The organism is Chitinophaga sp. HK235 (assembly GCF_018255755.1).
Lineage (GTDB): Bacteria > Bacteroidota > Bacteroidia > Chitinophagales > Chitinophagaceae > Chitinophaga.
Genome location: NZ_CP073766.1, coordinates 3,165,172 through 3,183,676 on the forward strand (window position 1 = coordinate 3,165,172; position 18,505 = coordinate 3,183,676).

At 45.9% G+C, this 18,505-nt stretch carries 8 protein-coding genes; 1 reads left to right on the plus strand and 7 read right to left on the minus strand.

Annotated elements, in window-relative coordinates:
• Window positions 1–11: 11 nt before the first annotated feature.
• A complete protein-coding gene (locus KD145_RS11040; RefSeq protein WP_212005935.1) occupies window positions 12–1,202 on the minus strand; it encodes a carboxymuconolactone decarboxylase family protein in 1,191 nt (396 codons plus the stop codon).
• Window positions 1,203–1,570: 368 nt separating this feature from the next.
• Between KD145_RS11040 and KD145_RS11045 the strand changes: the two genes are divergently transcribed.
• On the plus strand, window positions 1,571–2,470 hold the full coding sequence (locus tag KD145_RS11045; RefSeq protein ID WP_212005936.1) for an AraC family transcriptional regulator: 900 nt from the start codon (window positions 1,571–1,573) through the stop codon (window positions 2,468–2,470).
• A gap of 68 nt (window positions 2,471–2,538) precedes the next feature.
• On the opposite strand, the gene KD145_RS11050 is transcribed toward KD145_RS11045, so the two are convergent.
• The 6 genes from KD145_RS11050 to KD145_RS11075 form a co-directional block, all read right to left on the minus strand.
• The gene (locus KD145_RS11050) at window positions 2,539–4,599 is read right to left on the minus strand and encodes a TonB-dependent siderophore receptor (protein WP_212005937.1); all 2,061 of its coding nucleotides are present in this window, start codon (window positions 4,597–4,599) and stop codon (window positions 2,539–2,541) included.
• A 227-nt stretch (window positions 4,600–4,826) separates the two neighbouring features.
• Window positions 4,827–5,435 (minus strand): hypothetical protein, encoded by a 609-nt coding sequence (locus KD145_RS11055; RefSeq protein WP_212005938.1) that lies wholly within the window; start codon window positions 5,433–5,435, stop codon window positions 4,827–4,829.
• 2 nt (window positions 5,436–5,437) lie between these two features.
• Window positions 5,438–8,323 (minus strand): prolyl oligopeptidase family serine peptidase, encoded by a 2,886-nt coding sequence (locus KD145_RS11060; protein WP_212005939.1) that lies wholly within the window; start codon window positions 8,321–8,323, stop codon window positions 5,438–5,440.
• 26 nt (window positions 8,324–8,349) lie between these two features.
• Window positions 8,350–9,078 (minus strand): hypothetical protein, encoded by a 729-nt coding sequence (locus KD145_RS11065; RefSeq protein WP_212005940.1) that lies wholly within the window; start codon window positions 9,076–9,078, stop codon window positions 8,350–8,352.
• Window positions 9,079–9,090: 12 nt separating this feature from the next.
• A complete protein-coding gene (locus KD145_RS11070; RefSeq protein WP_212005941.1) occupies window positions 9,091–17,793 on the minus strand; it encodes an RHS repeat-associated core domain-containing protein in 8,703 nt (2,900 codons plus the stop codon).
• A 10-nt stretch (window positions 17,794–17,803) separates the two neighbouring features.
• The gene (locus KD145_RS11075) at window positions 17,804–18,502 is read right to left on the minus strand and encodes a hypothetical protein (protein WP_212005942.1); all 699 of its coding nucleotides are present in this window, start codon (window positions 18,500–18,502) and stop codon (window positions 17,804–17,806) included.
• Window positions 18,503–18,505: the final 3 nt, after the last annotated feature.

The window sequence follows — 18,505 nt, forward strand, 5'->3', positions numbered from 1 at the left end:
TGCTTGTTATTTTAATCCGGTATTACTTCGTTTAAACATTGGAGGGCATTGAGCGTCCTCGGATAACCGATATAGGGCAATAGTTGTGTGGTAACGCCCAACAGGGTGGCTTTATCATTACCTACATTTACATTACCGCGGATATGCCCTTGTACCTGCGCTTCCACTCCGCCCAGCGAAATGAGCATCGCATAGGTGATCAGCTCTCTTGTTTTTAAATCCAATCCTTTACGGGTGATATAATCGCCAAAACAATTGGCGGAAAGATATTGCTGAATATGCAGCTGGTCTTTCGGTGCTTCCTGATACATTTTATCAATGCGGTCACCGAAGATGGAACGCTGTACTAGCAATCCTTTCTCCTGGCGGTTTTCCCGGCTGGTAGTCGTTTGTCCGTCCAATGGCAATGCTACCCCTCTTCTTTGCAGGATCTCATTGGTGGCATGAATAAAATCCAATACTTTGGCAATGCCCACATAAGGGACTGCCTGATATACGATCTCTTTCAGTTCCACAGGTGTTACACCGGCATTCAGGGCGCCGTTGGCCATGAAGGTAAATTCGCTGAGAGCCTGACAGGCAATGGTAGACGCTACAATCACTATCATCCTGGTTCTGGTGTCGAGGTTGCCATAACTCACGACTTCATCATAAGCAAAATTGTCAAACACTTCTATCAGCTCAGGATCTGTTTCCTTTAACTTCGACACATCATGCGGGAATAACATTTTATGATTGTGTATAGCCGTTTCCGTTAGTTTCACTTCCGGAGGCGGATCATCGTCCATGGTTTGATGTACCCGATCGTATTCTTCATCCGTTACACGTTCCAGCCATTTTACGGCGCCATCTTTGGTGATGTTGGTTATCGCTATATGTGTGAAACCGCTGTCGCGTGTGGCGCCATGCCAGTGCACTATGCCGGAAGGTATCACCACCACATCGCCTTGGGTCAGTAGTCTGGCTGGTTTGCCTTTTTCCTGATAATACCCTTTTCCCGCTGTTACCAGCAGAATCTGTCCTGCCGGATGTGTATGCCAGTTGTTTCGGCAGCCTGGCTCAAATACCACGTCACCAATGGAATAGGTACCCGTTTCATCCTGTGGTACCAGGATTTTCACCCAGGCTGTACCGGTGAAGTAGTCAGCCGGCGCTTTTTCCCCTTTGGGGAAAATGGCGTTTCCGTTTTCCGTTGTTTCCATTTTTGCTGATTTAGCTTGTTGTACGCAATCATCCGTCTTCAGCCGTTTTAAAGTGCCTTCCACTGTAGTGCTGATCTGTTCAGGCCGGCTGCCGTGTACCTGTTTTCCTTTTCGGATACTGATATCTCTTGTTGTATTAAGGTGCCAGGCCCTCCTGCCCGTTCTTCGTTGAAATAATTAACAATTTGTTTTAATGCTTTGTTCCCCGGCAGGCCCGAACTGCCGATGACTGTGCAAAGATCCCGGCTGCTTTTTAATGTGTTATTATCCGGATTACTGTATTCCCTACCAAAATCACTGGTACGTGGATATGAGCCATCTAAACCGCCGTGGAAGCAGTATCTTTGAATCAGATTTAACAGTCGCTTATGGATAAAATAGTGAGATTTGATCACGTCAGTCAGTACAACGACTACAACAATCATGAAACCCTGCACCCGCTGGTAAGTGTGGTAGATTTTTCGAACGCGGGCCTCCGGCCTCCTGCCCATATTAACATGGGGTTTTACACCGTCTTTCTTAAAGATGTAAAGTGTGGTGATATCCGGTATGGGCGTCATTTTTACGATTATCAGGAAGGAACCCTGGTGTTTCTGGCTCCTGGACAGGTGATCAAAATTGAATGTAATCATGGTCCATATTACCAGCCTAAGGGTCATGCATTGGTCTTTCATCCTGATCTGCTTAGGGGTACTTCACTGGGTCGTCACATGAATGACTATACGTTTTTTTCCTATGATGTGCATGAGGCGCTGCATCTGTCTGAGCGGGAGAGACAAACCGTGCTGGACTGCTTTTCAAAAATTGATTTTGAACTCAGGCATGCTATCGACAAACATAGTAAAACACTGATCGTTACCAATATTGAGCTCTTCCTCAATTATTGCCAGCGTTTTTATGACCGGCAGTTCCTCACCCGTGACAATGAACACAAGGGTATTTTAGCACGGTTCGAACAGCTGCTTAATGAGTATTTTCTTTCAGACAAACCTCAGACAATAGGTTTGCCTTCTGTAGGATATTGTGCCGGCCAGCTGAATCTTTCTTCCAATTACTTTGGCGATTTAATTAAAAAAGAGACCGGTAAATCTGCGCAGGAATATATACAGGCCAAACTGATAGATGTGGCCAAGGAAAGGATCTTCGACATCAACAAATCGGTTAGTGAAATTGCCTATGAACTGGGATTTAAATATCCTCAGCATTTCAGCCGTTTATTCAAACAACGGGTAGGGCATACACCCAACGAATACAGGATGCTCAATTAATGAACATCAACATTTTTCCGGAAAAATCATCTCCCGGAAAAATGTTGATGTTCAGTGGATGATACCGTTTACCGGTGAATACGGTAAGACAGGCCCACATTCACCGTAGTTGGTGTCCCGGGGAAAAGACCGCCCCAGAAATCATAACGGTGGGTGAAATACCGCTCATTCAGCAGATTGTTGGCAGTCAGGCTTACACCCCAGTTATGCCAGTTATAATTCAGTGAGAGGTTCAGCAAATTATAGGAAGGAATGGCGCCATTGCCTCCATCTGCAGATGGCTCCTCTGTATTCAGCGCATCATTATACTGTTTTCCGGTAAAGGTATTCCAGGCATTTACAATCAACTCACCTGCACCGACACGGGTCTGATATTTGGCTCCTATCGTCAGCAATTGCTGTGGCGCATAGGGCAACAGGTTTCCCTTATTGGCTCCCTCTTCGAAAGTAGCACGTTGTAAAGCACCGGTAGTATATAAGCGCATACCTTTAAAAGGCAGTACATTCAGTTCAAACTCAATACCCTTGTGCATAGCTTTACCAGCATTAGAGAAAACGCCGCCTTCTTCCGTCAGTTTATGGTTAAAGTCCAGTATATACCCACTCAGGCTCAGGTCCAGCCAGTTTACCGGCGTAGTACGGATACCCACTTCATAGTTGTTGGATGTTTCAGCTCCCAGGCTGTGACCATCTTTAACAGTGCCCGGATCTAAAGCGGCATACAAAACCGGAGGATTGTAACCTTTGGAAACAGTGGAATAAACCCTGAATCTTTCTACCGGTTTGTACAATAACCCGAAGGAATATATGAAAACACTGGTCTCAGTAGACAACTTCTGACCGGTCATATAATCGCTCTGCCCATAGTTGATAGCGGTATACCGTAAACCCGGAGTAAAGCTCAACTTATCAGAGAAATGTATCTCATTCTGTATATAACCTTCCATTACGTTGGTAGGAATGGTGGTAGAGAAGGTAGTTTTGCCGATATGTTGCAGCGGATCATCTCCCATCACCTTTATGCTATTGGTCTGGTCTCCCAGGTATTTCAGCCCTACGATCAATGAATTATCCAACCCAAACAACTTATTGGTACGGTTATACTCCAATACAGCACCACCGGTGAAGATGTCCCTCAGATCTCCCAGGATGGATTTTTTATCCCGTTTGGTATCATACCACCAGTTACGTTTAAAATAGTTGGCAAAAACAGACAGGGAAAGTGTATTGGTAGCATCCAGGGTTTTCTTATAGGTGATAGCCGTGGAATAACGCTGCGCGTAGAAGTGATCGAATGGGTTGACACTTTGCCGGTAGTTGTCTTTGTACTGCAGTTCGGAAAGGCCTCCCGGTGTTTCAGCATCTTCTGTATAAACATTTCCGGAAACGGAAAGCTCGTTGGTAGAATCCAGTTTGGCGCCTACCCGAAAGGTAACATCGTTGGTATTAAAAGCAGACCTGCTGGTACGGAAGCCATTACCCTGCCGGCGGTTGTAGTTGACATAATAATTAAACTTACCGTTATCCCCGTATGCAGATGCATTCGCATTTAAATAGTTATAGCTGCCTGCTTCAATACTGGCTTCTGCATTGGGTTTCCCCTGCCCTTTTTTTGTAATCAGGTTGATGACACCGCCGATGGAACCGGCACCATACAATACCGGTGAAGCACCTTTGATCACTTCAATCCGCTCCAGTGAAGCAATGGGCAACATATAATAGGCTCCCAGCTGGCCATAGCTTTGTCCTAATGGGATTTTTCCATCTACCAGTACCACCACATACCCGTTTCTGCCAGGGTCAAGGCCGCGCAATCCTATTCCCGGCTTTAACCCGCGACCATCTTCATCCTGATAATTGGCACCGGGGATCAGGCGGATGGCATCGCCTACTGACTGGATACCCAGTTCTTTGATCTGCCGGTTGTTAACGATATTGACCGTACTCGCCAGATTTTTAATCTTATTGTTTAAGCCATTGGAAGTAACCGTTACATCCTGCAGGGATATGTTCCAGAGGCTGTCTCCGGGTACCGTTTTCTTCCCTTGTGGCGAAGTATCCTGTGTGTATCCATTTAAAACCGAACCGATTAAAAGTGAAAAGAGACAAGCAGTAGGTAATGCTCTCATAAATCAATGTGTGTGTTTTTAAAAACAGGGCACAAAGATATTTGGATGTATCGGATACGGCTACTCGAACACGGAAAAAATGGATAATAGGAAAACAAAAAATCTAAACTATATAATATTGATATTCATAACAATAATCATCAATGCTCTATTCGAATCAGAAAAAAATGAGCAGCAACAAAAAAAGCTGGCCGTTATGCCGGCCAGCTTTTTTGTCGATGACTATTTTACATTCCGCAACAGACCTGCGTGTTGTACCACTTCACCCCATCACTCACCAACATCAGTTTATCACCCTGACCTACAGTCAGATTGTTTTCTGCTGTATACGGAGGCGTGCCGTTCACACCTCTGTTTACAAAAGCACCGCTTATTTTCCAGCGGTTGCTGCCGCTTGTTTTATCGACGATCACGATTTCGCGGTTTTTGTTTTGTTCCGGTGCCGGCAGTGTGATCTGCCGTGGCTGTGAGATATCGGGCAGCAGCACTACGCGGATGCTGGCCGGTACGAGGTAGTTAGTATCCGGTGCGATGACCAGCCCTCTGGTCATATTTCCCAGCCACCATACATCCCGGATCTGCAGGGTGTCCTGGCCGGGTATAGCGATAGCGCTGTCGCCCACCGTCACCAGCTGCAGTTTAGCAAACGACGTACGCCCCTTACCGTTATTCTTCAGAAAGCCGTTGATTTTACTGGTTTTGTTTTCCAGGATCAACTCAGTACCGCAGCAATCACCGGTCAGTAACACGCTGTCGGCGCTGATTTTATGTACCCGCTGCGCTTTAACGGATAAGAACAGGGCTATCAGTACATGAAGCAATAATATCTTCTTCATAACTAATTAATTTTCTCGATAATCAATCCTGATATAAATGCAACGTCAGAGTAGTTATTATCAGCACGGTTGATGCTGACCTTGATCGTTTCCCCTGCCTGAATCTGCCCGTTGAAGGTGACATAGTTGTTTGTATTATCCGTCGGATACACATATTGCAGCTGGTTGCTTCTACCTCCGAATTTCACATTCACAAAGGCTTGTCCTTTCCGGTCCACAGAAGATTTTATGGAGGAGATCAGTTTCACCTGGTATTTACCAGCTGGTAAACCCTGGCCGTTGCTGCCTTTTATTTCCAGGCCGTAGTTGGAACCATCAAACTTCATGAAACCATTCATCACATGGCTACGTACCACATCCGCAGGGAAATCAGTGCTGAAGTCACCAGTGCTCATACCGTTATCATCAGCAGCGTATCCCTGGTAGAACGTACCCCAGTTGGCCGTGCTGACAGTACTGAGTACCCAGCCGGTGGGGTTGTCTGTAAACACCTGTACATTCTGGGTGAAATTACCGTAGGCACTAGTCCAACCCGGAACATTCTGCGGTGTTTTACTGAAATTAAACTGTGCTCTGTTTCCTGGCTGAGATCCCGGTTTTTCTTTCAGCACAATAGCCACTATGGCTGACTGGCCTGCCGGCAGGTTTGACAGCGATCTTGATTTCAGTGTCAGGTTGATGACGCCGCCGGTGGATTTCACGTTGGTCACATCAACATAATCATTGGTATTCCAGGCCGCATAACCGGAGCTTACATTCGCGCCGTTGACTGTTGCAGTAAGTGCGGAAGAAGTAGTCTTATCAGTGTTTCTGTTGGCATGATAAATCCTTATATCATAGCCGGAATTATCTGACAAGCCGCCAAAGGCATAGGTGGCACCTGTAGCATCAATCACAGCACCGTCTCTGTAGATGCTATGGTCGAGCCCCATGTAATCGTTGTCCAGGCCGTCGTCGAAGTTGGTAGGTACACTGGCGCTTACCACCTTAAAGCTGAGTGGATAGGTGCTTCCTTTGATATCCTTCAGTCCATTAATGATGGCACCTGGTGTGTTATCAGTGATCTTATTGGTGTTAGGTACCGGTGTATTGGAAGCTACGCCCGGATCGATCACGTAATAGCGATAGTATTCCGTGAGCCTTTGCAACAGTACACGCAAACGTTGTTCCAGCGTTGTTTTATCCGCTGAAGCCGGAAGTTTCTGCACCAGGATCAGGGCTTTGCTGTATTCGGTATAGTCTTCCTTCTCTTCTGCCCTGGTGACAAAGTTGGCTGCTGCCAATTCCGGTTTACGGTTGTATAACAACAAAAAGTCCTTTTCAAAATCAAAAGAGGCCTTTGTTTTATCGTATACTGTCTGGTTCCAGATAGTTGGTTCGTGATCACCGATGGTGAGCATCTTTATCTGTGGCGGATAAAGTCCTTTAGGACTGGCGCTGTTGATGGTGTTGATACAATCCCAGGTGATAGTGGAAGGCACATAAGGATCAATAAAATCCTGTACATAATAAGCACCTATATTTTTGGCGATGATACCATTTCTTTGCAGATCATTGTCAGTAGGTGATATAGAAATATAAGCCGCAAACAGGGAAGGATAGGAAGCTACTGCCAGACAGGATGCGCCACCACCAAAAGACAGACCGGTCACATACACCCTGTCCACATCCACATGGTAGTTCTTCACCGCATAATCATATGCAGCCTTTATTGATTCTTTGGACCAGTTCGGTGTGGGTGATTGTGGCGCAATCACGACGGATTGCATCGGGAAGCTTTTGTTATACAGGTATATGGGCAGCCCTCCAAAAGGATTCAACACCTTACTGATATCGGTACCATTTTCACCACCGCCATGCAGGAAGATGATCAGCGGGTAAGCCGGGTTGCTGTTAGGATCGTAACCATCCGGCAGATATACCCATGTTTTGTTCCCGTTCGTAGTATCGTACACGTTATCATTAGGACCACCACTGGAGAACATCTGCGAAGGCATCGGCACCAGTACTTTAACGGTATCTTTAGCTGTCAGTCCCAGCTGGTCGGTAACGGTGATCACAAAGACATAACTGCCACCGGTGAGGTTAGATACGCCGGTGTTTACTTTGGAGCTATCGGCAAAATTTACTTTCGGTGATCCGGATGGTTGTGATATAACGGTCCAGATAGAAGTGTAGTAGTTGCTGGAACCCGGTGTCACGGAGCCATTCATGGTGGTTTGTGTAGAACCTGCCGGCAACGTGGTATCCTTGCCTGCATTCACAGTAGGGGCTTTGTTGGCGCCCGCTGCGCATACATTCAGGTCGTACCATTTATTACCATCTGAAAAGAGAATCAGTTTATCACCCTTGCTGATGGTCAGACTGTCTTTAGCCAGATAAGGCGGTGTGCCTTTCATATCGCGGGGCACAAAAGCACCTTTCACCCACCAGCGGTAGTTGCCGGTGGTTTTATCGAGGATCACGATCTCACGGTTACGGTTACTCTCCGGAGCGGGCAGTGTTATCTTTCTGCTGAGTGTAATATCACGGAGTACTACCACGCCTACTTCCCGGGGGATGAGGTAATCCGCATCCCCGGTAATAATGAGGCCGCGGGACAGTCCACCCGACCACATGAGTGCACGCAGGGAAAGAGTATCCTGGCCGGGTAATGCCACTGCTGTATCTCCTACCGGCACCAGCCGGAGCTTACGAAATTCGGTCCGTCCCTTCCATTTGTTGAAGAGGAAACCCAATGTGTCCTGGGTATGGTTCTCCAGGATCAGTTCCGCTGTATCGCAGGTATTGTAGATCCGCACACTGTCTGCGCGTATCTGGTAGATGTGCTGCGCATAGGATGCGATACCCATCAGGAGGCATACAATGGAAAGAAAAAATTTTTTCATGATATAGGGTTTAGACTGATTTTATGTTATTTCGAAATTCTACCTACACTAATTGTCAGGCTATCCACCTTTCCTTTTTCTCCGAAAAATGGTATTGCAGATAAAAAAGTCAATTGACCGTTTGTTTTATTCAGCTTGAAGTAATAATCACCAGGCACTTCGTATGTTCCTAACAAAAAAGCTTTCATCGGATTCGCTGAAATATCAATCAGTATACTATACAATACCCCTCTATACCAGCTTTGCGCATCACGAGCGAAACCAGTAATCATGATAAATTTTCTCTCCGGCCAATCGTAAAGTAATATCTTGGAATTCGGAATAAATTCTATGTCCATAGACTCTGGCTCTTCAAGATTGGTTTCCGGATCATAGAATGGAACTATCTTGTCATTAACATAGAGCTTTACTACAGCCGAATCTGATTTCTTGTACTCATCCAACTCATAGGTAACTTTATACTTTTCACTCGAAAATATGACACCTGTCTTTATCTGATCTCTGACCACCTTCTTATAGGGACGAGCAATTGCAGGAATGCTCTTTTCAATGGCAGAATCATATACATATTGACTGTGCAAATATTCAGGAAATTGTGCAGCACTTATTGTAAACGAATCTTTTCCTGCGTATCTGTCTACTCCCCCTGTCATGTTATTGCTCCTGTCAACACCAGCTGAATTGTTCTTCAAAGGATGATTGTTACAGGCGGTAACAAAAACAATACAGATACTAATAAATTGGACCATTTTCATAGCTAAATCTTATTACGGTTTCTTTGTTTTCGTTTCCTTTTGCTTTTGTTTATTTTGAGATTTGGGCTTAAAATCCGGATTATCCTTCAAAAATGTATTTCCACTAAAGCTGGCGGTACCAATGTACTTATATCCTCCGGACTGAACACCTTCATGATCAGCAAGATTGCTAGGTGTATAAGTACCTTCAAATGTACCGGTATCAGCCCACTTAAATCCATTGTTGTAATAGTCAAGATAATCAGGATATTGTTCTCCTGATTTCGGATTAATGCCAGAATAAAAGAAATCAAGCCCTTTCTCATAGGTGGCACCGTTTGTTATATCATTGCCAAAAAGGGCCTTGATTGCACTACCATTAGCAGATTGCATTCCTGTTATCGCATTTCTTTCATCCAGGGACTTCTTCATAAATTCTCTATAATGTGTATAAATGCCTCTTTTATCGTTTTTAGAATCCATTCTTTTTGCATGAGTAGCTCCAACCCCACGACCTGCCATTTTCCCCATTACCCCTTGTAAATTATCCTCATCATTTTTTGCCCGGTACATCATTATATTTTGGGTAGCCTGTTGCGCTTTCGCATTTGAGGTATTTTCATTATAACCGAAAGCAGCCAGTTGCTGAAATGTATTATGATCTTTACTTACTACCGTCCATTGAGTAGCGTAGGCCCCATTTTTATCCACACCCAGAAATATTTGTTTTCCCGTACTTGTCAAAACGTCTGAGAGCTTAGCCAATCTGACTTCCATATTTTTGGGATCACCTCCCTGGCCAAGAAACTTTCCGTCCAGTGAATAATAAAATTCTAACCCATCCAAATCTACACCTGAAATGGGACTATTGCTGGCAAACTGATACGGTGTTAATTCAGGATATTGTTTTGCTAGTGGGTCTACACTTAAGAATTTCCCAATCCTGGGATCATAAATTCTCATTCCGTAATCCTGCTGATTACCTTCACCCTTTACCTCATTATCATTCTCTTTACCATTAAACCCATACCTATAATTTTCCAGATTGTATTTACGTCCTGGCTGCAACATTCCAAATGCATAATAATCTTGTTGAGACAATGGCTGAGCTGTATAATAGTCTATATCCTTTCCGTTAGCCGATACACCTGTCTTCTTATCACTAAGAACTGCCAGCACATTGGCGAGATGATTAATAACTTCATATTTACGTGACCCTGCGAGATAAATATCGCTTAGGGTATCACCTGCATTTAGCGGATACATTAAACGCGCTGGTAATGCAGATCCATAAGACCAGATGCCTAAACGTTTATTACCATACAGGTGTTGTTCCTCCCAGGTAAATTGTCCCCCGCTCTGCTTATAAACCGCTAACAGATTACCCGTTATATCACGGATATAAAAAACACTGGAATCGCTGGATTGTTTCCTGGCTCTATTTCCAGCCGGATCATAGGAATAGTTGACTGCATTTTTTCCGATAACATTCCTGATTTTTCCATATAATGTCCAACCGATCTTCTCAATTCCCTCGCTTTTATCCCGTATCAGATTTCCAATTGCATCATAATTATAGTTGTCCGGCTGCTGACTCTTCAGATCTTCGGTATACTGGTTATTACTAACAGCATCGGATACACTCGTTAGCACATTATTATCTTTTTTATAATGATAGGAAAGGTCATCCATTGCGCCTACTGCATTACGAAAATAATTCAGGATATTTCCATTGGCGTCATAACTGAGACTTTCCTTATAGTTTTCTGCAGCACTGCCAGAGTTCCATGCCTGTCCGGGAACTAATGTATGTTGCCTAACTTCTTTCAGTCGGTTTAACTGGTCGTATCCGTAAGTATAACCAGCTGTTTTTGCAGCAGCAATATTACTAAGTGCCAGCGTTGAATAACTGATATTTCCATTAAAGAGAGGGTTGCCGGTACCCAACGAAGAGCCTGAATTATATGGCATATTAAAAGCCACAGCATTTGTCGTTCCTATAGGTGTATAGTCGCTTCCATTAAAGCCGAGTACAAACCCCAATACATCTTTGGCGATCTGACTATGATTTCCTGAGAGTCCATCCCCACCCATATCGTTTCCATCCAGGGCTGCTGCGTTAATCCCCTTTAACCAACCCTGCAATGTATAAGCATAATCTAATCCCTGTACTTTATGCTCACCCAGTTCCGTCCTTGCCAACTGCCCATGCAGATAATACCAATACGATGCGTCCTGCTGCCATATCATGTTATCACGGCTACTCAGGGCAGCTACTACCTTATTTTCAGCATCATATAAATAGCGATAAACAAACTGATCAGGTTGTCCTTTTTGATAAAACAGCTTATTTACTTTCCCTGCAATGAGGTCATAATCATAATCCATCCGTTTCAGACCTTGCCCTACCTTCGCTAATTCAAGCTGTCGCTGGTATTGCCATAGGGTTTTCACATTACCCATCAGATCATAGCTGTAATAGGTAGCGTTATCATCTTGCCCATCTCCATCTTCATCAACAGTAGCCGCTGTTACCCGCTTACGGGTATTCTCCTGCAATAGTCCAAGTCCTGGTAAAGGAAAATCATAAAATGTTTTCACTATTTGAGATCTGCTACCCTGCTGCATCCAGGAAGCAAGTGCCAGCGTATCCAGGGTATTAATACTGGTAATCGGACTACCACCTTTCTCTCCTGTTTCTATAAGCCGGCCAAGGGGATCATAAAGGGAATAACTATAACGATTGGCTTCTCCTCCGTTCAACGGTCTGAGTTGTTCCGCATTCTGGGATGCCACAGATCTACCCAACCGGTCATACCAGGATCTGAACACACCACCATCCGGACTGCTCTGACGCACAACGCCATCTAGTGTATTATAAGCATACGTCGTAGGCATATCATGTTTCACCAGCACCGGATTATGATTTCGTATCCAACTATATCCCGGTGCGCCTTCCAGTACAATATCCTGTTCAGTCACCCGGTCATGCAGCAGACTACCCATTCCTTCATTCATGGGCAGCCAGCTACGCAGACCTGCATCATTACGGGGGTTCAGACAGATGTTGTTGTAGTTCATCCAGGCTTCCGCATAATTTACGAAACGATCGTATATGCGTAACTGTTTAATATATCCCTGCCAGTACTGCCAGCTGCCTTTTACGAGGGCGGCTCCGAAGCGGAATTGTTTGGTACCTTGTTCAGTTAACGCACCACCAAGGTAAGCGTGCGTGGTATCATATTGTACAGGGATAGCCCTTCCATTGATCACTACAGAAAACGGTTTCAGCGGATTGCCGGTACCTGTTATCACAATATGTGACCAGGTGCCAGCCGGCAATAAGGTGGACAATGGTACTGCAGCCACACCTTCCACCTGTTCAAAGATGGGATAAGGCCACCAGAAAGGTATATGTCTGCCACTGCGGAACACCAGCTGGTTACCACGGGTAAAGCAGCTCACCCCTTTTTCTCCATTGAATGCAGGGATCGTATAGGTACTGTCGATGAAACGGGATGGTGCGCTGACTGCGATATTATCTGAGAAGATACCCTGATCATGCCCTGCTTCCCGGTTCACCCAGGTTTCTATGGAATACGGTTTATAGGCTCCTGTCATCCAGGTGGGGTAAGGAATGTAGGCCCCGTTGCCTTTAAAACTGAGTGTATCTACCGTCTGGTAACATTCTGCGATGTTATACGGACGGTCTCTGCGTACAGCATCCAGTTGATCTTCGGTCAGTAATTTAACACCTTTGGGCGGGATGGTTTTCACCAGATTGCCTGCCTGATCATAATAATATAAAGTGTAATGATATTCTACCAGGGTACCGGAAACTGTCATCTGCGGTTGTACAGACAAACACTTGGTCAGATAGATATCCTGGAAGTCCTTCAATACAGAATCCCGGTAAGTACTGTATGACAGCGAAGCATTGATCAACGCCATATCCATACGGGTACGCATACACGGTATGGTATCCGGTTGCAATACCGGTGAAAGCGGACGGTTGCAGAGCATGTAATCCGCATACACCAGGCCACTGCCACCATCTCCGAAGTTGATACCGGGGAGATTGCAGGAAGTATTATTGTTGCTGGTATAGTTTGCCACATCATCCACCACATCAATCACTGTTTCATGTGGCACCGACAAGTGGTTATAAAAGTTAGTGATGCTGGCATAGGATGACAGAGGATCTATCACCGGAATACCTTTAGGAGCACACCACTGCGATGCCTGCATACGGAAGTAGTACGCCAGTAAGCGCGCATTGGCCCGAACCGGGAATACGTATTTAAAATTTCCGAGATAGGTCTCCAGTGCACAACAATCCATTACACCGGGAACACAGGTAACAGTGGATGGAGAACCTGCACACACCGGAGGCACACTATCATGCGGAATATTCATCGGCAGGTTGCAGTTGGCGGCCATGGAAGCGTAATCTTCATAACGCAGCTGTTTGCTGAATACAATATTCATCCAGTCCCGCAGATATACTTTGAAACTATCAGCCATATGCGTGTTACCGTTGGGGTTAGCATAATAATCCGGCTGCAGCAGCGAGAATTGCTGATAAGCTTTGGTAAAAGCTTCGCAGGAGATATTGGTCACCGGTACCTCGCCCAACTTACCACTACATCTTCCGATAAACTCATAGTATTCACCATAGCTGAGATTAAAATTCAGCTTTTTGTTAAGGTAATTAGTTAGCAGCGTTTCGTAATTATTATCTGCCGTTGTCAATGCAGGATACAAGCGCTGGAACTCCATCACCTTGCCCTGTACCACTTCACAGGATGCACAGGTTTTACAAGTGAGGGCATAAGGTAATGGGAACGCCATCTGCGAAGGGGTAACACAATCGCCTGCCACACACTTACGTAAGAGGATGTCCAATTGTTCGGTGGTCATCACAAAGGAAGATCCGAATTTCTGTTGCAGCCAGCGCAGGAAACCTGCAGTAGAAACACCATAAGCTGTTTGTTTATACTGATCATAGAAAGCGGTGATCTTCTCACAGGTACAGCTGTCGCGGGACACATATTCCTGTGTAGCTGTTTCGTAGGTAGCCGGATAGTTGATCAGCAGCGCTGTGCAGGAGCTATTGATAGCTCCAGGTCCGAGGACTCTATTCATCACATCTTCAAAAGTGCGATCCACATTGGTACTATCAGGACTGATGGTGCTGGCACCGAAGATATGACTCATATCACAGCCTTTTTCACATACAGCGACCAGACCGGCTTGTAGTTGTTTGTATTTCGTAGAGTCGTTACCGATAACCAGCTGCTGACAGCCTTTCAGGGCCTGCATCCAGGAATCAGCCTGGGCCAGGCAATTCTTGTGGCAGTTTTCATAGAGGGCGGCATCATTGATTTGTTTGATGCTGTCGCTCATGCGTGCCAGCGACTGGGCTGACAATGATTGCATGAAGTCTTCCGTCTGGATATCTTCTGCAAACAGCCGGTGTTTATTAGCATACTTTGCGGTCAATGGATCATCCGGACAGGTTTTCACCCGGCCGTTGATAATATTTTCCTGTCCGTAGCTGTTGCCCAGGTTGGGATCATTTTTTACCAGTCCGCCACCGATATAACAGTTACGGCTATTGCGAACGGTGTCTATCGGACTATTACCTCTCGCGATCTCCATCTGCGGTGTTTTGAGCTGCAGATAAAAAGTGCGGTACAGTTCCCACTCCTGGTCTTCATCTCTGCCGGCAGCACAATTGGCCGGGCCTGCACAGTTATTAAATCCTTTTACGGTAGTATCTTTTGCACAGTACACGATATAGTTGATCACCTGTAATACGTTGCTTACAGGCAGCGAAGCATCATTACGGATATAACGGGAGAACTGCTGCAACTTGTTCTGCATGGTACTGTAGGAAGAAGCACCAGCCCCGCCTGCAGCGAAGAAAGCGTCTTTCTGAAGGAGGAGCAGCGGATTGCTGCCATCCCAGTAACCGGCATTTCTTGCATCCTGTCCTGTATGTATATCTTCCAGGGAAGCATCAAAACGACGGCTGACGGCTGTCAGTTCACACCAGCGGTAATAACCATATTCCGGATGAAAGAGGATCAATGCCTTGGCCCAGCTGGGTTTCCAGTTGCGGATAAATTCTGCTTCTGTAAGATCTTTGGGGGCTTTTAGCTCTCCGTTATCGTTGTATACGGAATCCAGCTTGTCATTATCATCTACAAAGGTGGTAATGTCTTTATACTTTGTCAGCACATTTAAATCTCTTTCTGTAAATATGGTAGTGCTGTTTTGTTGCAGGGCATTGTCATCATAGGTAGCATACTGACCACCAGGCGTAACATCAGCCACTATCTGCAGGTAAGCATCCGCACAGGGAGCCGGCATGCCAACGGTATTCTGCTGACATTTAAGCAACAGGGAATCATACATCCTGCCAGCCATCACGGTATCTGCAGACAATGGACGCAGGCCATTTTCCTGCATCAGATTGAGCAGGCGGGTAGTGAACAACGCCTTGCTACCGAGGGTAGCGGCGCAGGGAGTAGCCTCACCGAAACAGCCAAGCAGGTCCATGTTGGCGATGTAGTTGCGTTTAAAATCATCTTCCGTGAGAATACAGGTCAGCTGCTTCAGATAAGCGGAATCATAATATTCAGCAGCAGCCTTGCTGACACGCAGCTGGAAGCTCGTCTGATATTCGCCGATAGGCAGATCGGCATCAAAAGTGCCGCTAACCGGGCCCGGGCGGCGGTCGCAACTGGTTTCAATACCACTGAGGTTGGCTGCAATTTTCTCTTCATGTTTCACTGCTCCGCATTCATCTTTCACGGTAATCCACAAATCATAATAACCATCGCTGCAGAGATCCTGCATATTATTCTCACAAGGGCTGGTAATCACGGTTGCAGGGTCATAGGAATATTTGAAGTGATAAGTACCTGGCAACGGTATCAACAGGCTACTGTTGGAATTGATGGTAAAATCTGATGTACTGCGGGTAGTGTTATAACGGTCGGCCAGGTTTGCGGTGAAAGGAGCCTGCGCTTCAGCCTGTGAAGGTAGTGCATATAAATTGTCTGGCGCTTTTCCTGCCAGTGCTGAGGCAATAGTTTTACCAACTGAATTGACGTAGGTGACACTCACCTGTCCGTTCGCATCCACCACCATATTTTTCAGATAGTGAGAAGCATCCCCCGCCTCTGATCCGAAAAGGCGATCCAGCTCCAGCTGTGAAGGTTTACCATAAAAGTAACGTACTTCATGTCCCTTCCCGGGCTGCAGATCAGGCCCCACACTACCCTGCAATCTTATACGGCCGGTATTATCAGCCGTAAATTGTGTCACACTGAAAGGGTATCCTTGCGCATCGGGGATATATTTGGTGTGAATGGCGTTTGTATGTAGATTGTTGGGAGAATAATACCGGGATACACCAGTGGTATTACCCGCCGGTTGCGGTATTGGTATACAGGCTGTTGTGTCCGTACCCAGTTGTTGAAAGCTGTAGGGACTGGTACCATCACTGGCTGTATTCCAGTTTCTGAAAAAATGTAGGGAACTATCCATTTCAGGAGCAGGAAGAAATGCAGCCGTAGCACGGCCCATCACATCATATACCGGTGACTGAACGATAGTACGTTTGTTGGAATTATCCAGGGTAACCTGTTGCCTGTTGCGCAGTGTACCATCAAAATAGGTGATGATTTCCTTACGTTTTCCTTCTTCCGCGAAAGAAGCGCTGTACCGCCAGTTGAGCGATGGCTCATGCGATGCATCCAATCGTACTACCGTACTGGCTGTTCCTGACCCTCCGATGGCCTGATAACTCCAGGAGGTTTCCTGGCGTTCATTGTCCAATGGATTAATCCGCACGCCTCTTACCCTGTATAACAGGAACCCGCTCCCATAGGCCATATTCAGCATATGGGACGGAGCACTGGTAGTGATGCGGGTGCTGTTGCGCAATAACCAGCTTTCCAGTTCGGCTTGTGATACTGTAATGTTGCCGGCATTAATATTGGCAGGGCTGTTTAATGCTTTAATCCTGTCAGCTACATCACTATAATCATCATAAAAAGTATATTCCAGGTCATACATTTCTGCGCCGGCATAACTGTCTGCACCTGTGCCCCAGCTGATATTGAGCTGCTTGCCTAAGGTGGGGGCAGTGGTGAAGGCATGCTGAGCCACATCATTGTTGGCTGTACTGAAAAGGTAACTGCGGTTGATCTGTATTTCATTGCGTATCCGGAAAACAGCCGGCAGGTCATCTTCTCCACCGAGTTGAGGACTACTGATACTATTAATTTTGATGGTCACCTTATGTCCGCCGCTGAATTTAAACATGGCTGTTCCCTGGTAGGGCACGGCTTTGGCAGTATCATACTGCAGGTTTAGTTTCAATCCTGAATAGGTGCGGCTGCCACCATTCCTGTCTTCATAGGTGATATCGTAGTTCAGTTCACAGGTGAATGGTTTATCGTAATAATACAGGGATGTATCATGACGCAATTCAAAAGTGATGATATTATTGACCGAGATATCCCGCTCTATTTTCTGCCACTGCGTACTGTTGCCGTATTTATCATCTTTTACCTGACAGGTCTGTCCGGCTTTGATCTTCCCGGTCAGCACATTGAGATAATGTTCATCACCGGCGCGTGCAGCTGTACTGCACAGCAACAGCCAGCAAAGGGCTATAACCAGCCGGAGTATGTTTTTATATCCAAAGAGTACAGGGTACATAGGGTTAAGCTTATAATTGATTAATCAGTTGATAGGAAGCATAGGCAGTTTGAAGGGTTGCCTTTTTCCCGTTTACCAACACATATTTTTTTTCAGAGAATGTATCAGGGTTTGTTTTACCGGTAACATACTGGTAGTAATCCATCTGCATCTTCACCCGTTCAGGAGCACCTTTACCTTCACCCTGCTCCAGCTCCATGGTCATCTGTTTGATCAGGAATGACTGTGGATCATACACGAATTCATATTTCACCAGGCGGGGATCCGGCATACCCGTGATTTGCAGCACTTTCTGATTGCCTCTTGTGCTCAGGGCAAGGCTTACCTTGTCCTGCTGCAATCTTTCCAGGAGGGTGGCCAGATCGAATGCTGTAGCGGCTTGTGCTTGTTTGGTATGTGTACCTGCCAGCAGCATGGTTTTGTCGGCATGATCAATGGTGAGCCAGTATTGTTTGTTTCGTACCAGTTCCATCGTTCCGATACGGCAATGGTATTCCTGTTGCTGCAGGGCATAGGTTGCCTGTTGCCGGTCGGTAATCTCCTGAGGCCGGGCAGCCGGGAACATGCTGATAGTTGCCTTGAATGACAGGGGTTCGTGTCCGTCATACCGGGCAAAAAGCGCGCGTGCTTCCTTCCAGGCATCCGTTTGGGCATGCGCGGCAAAGGCCACTAACAGGCAACATAATATGAGGGCGCATCTTGTTTTCATTAT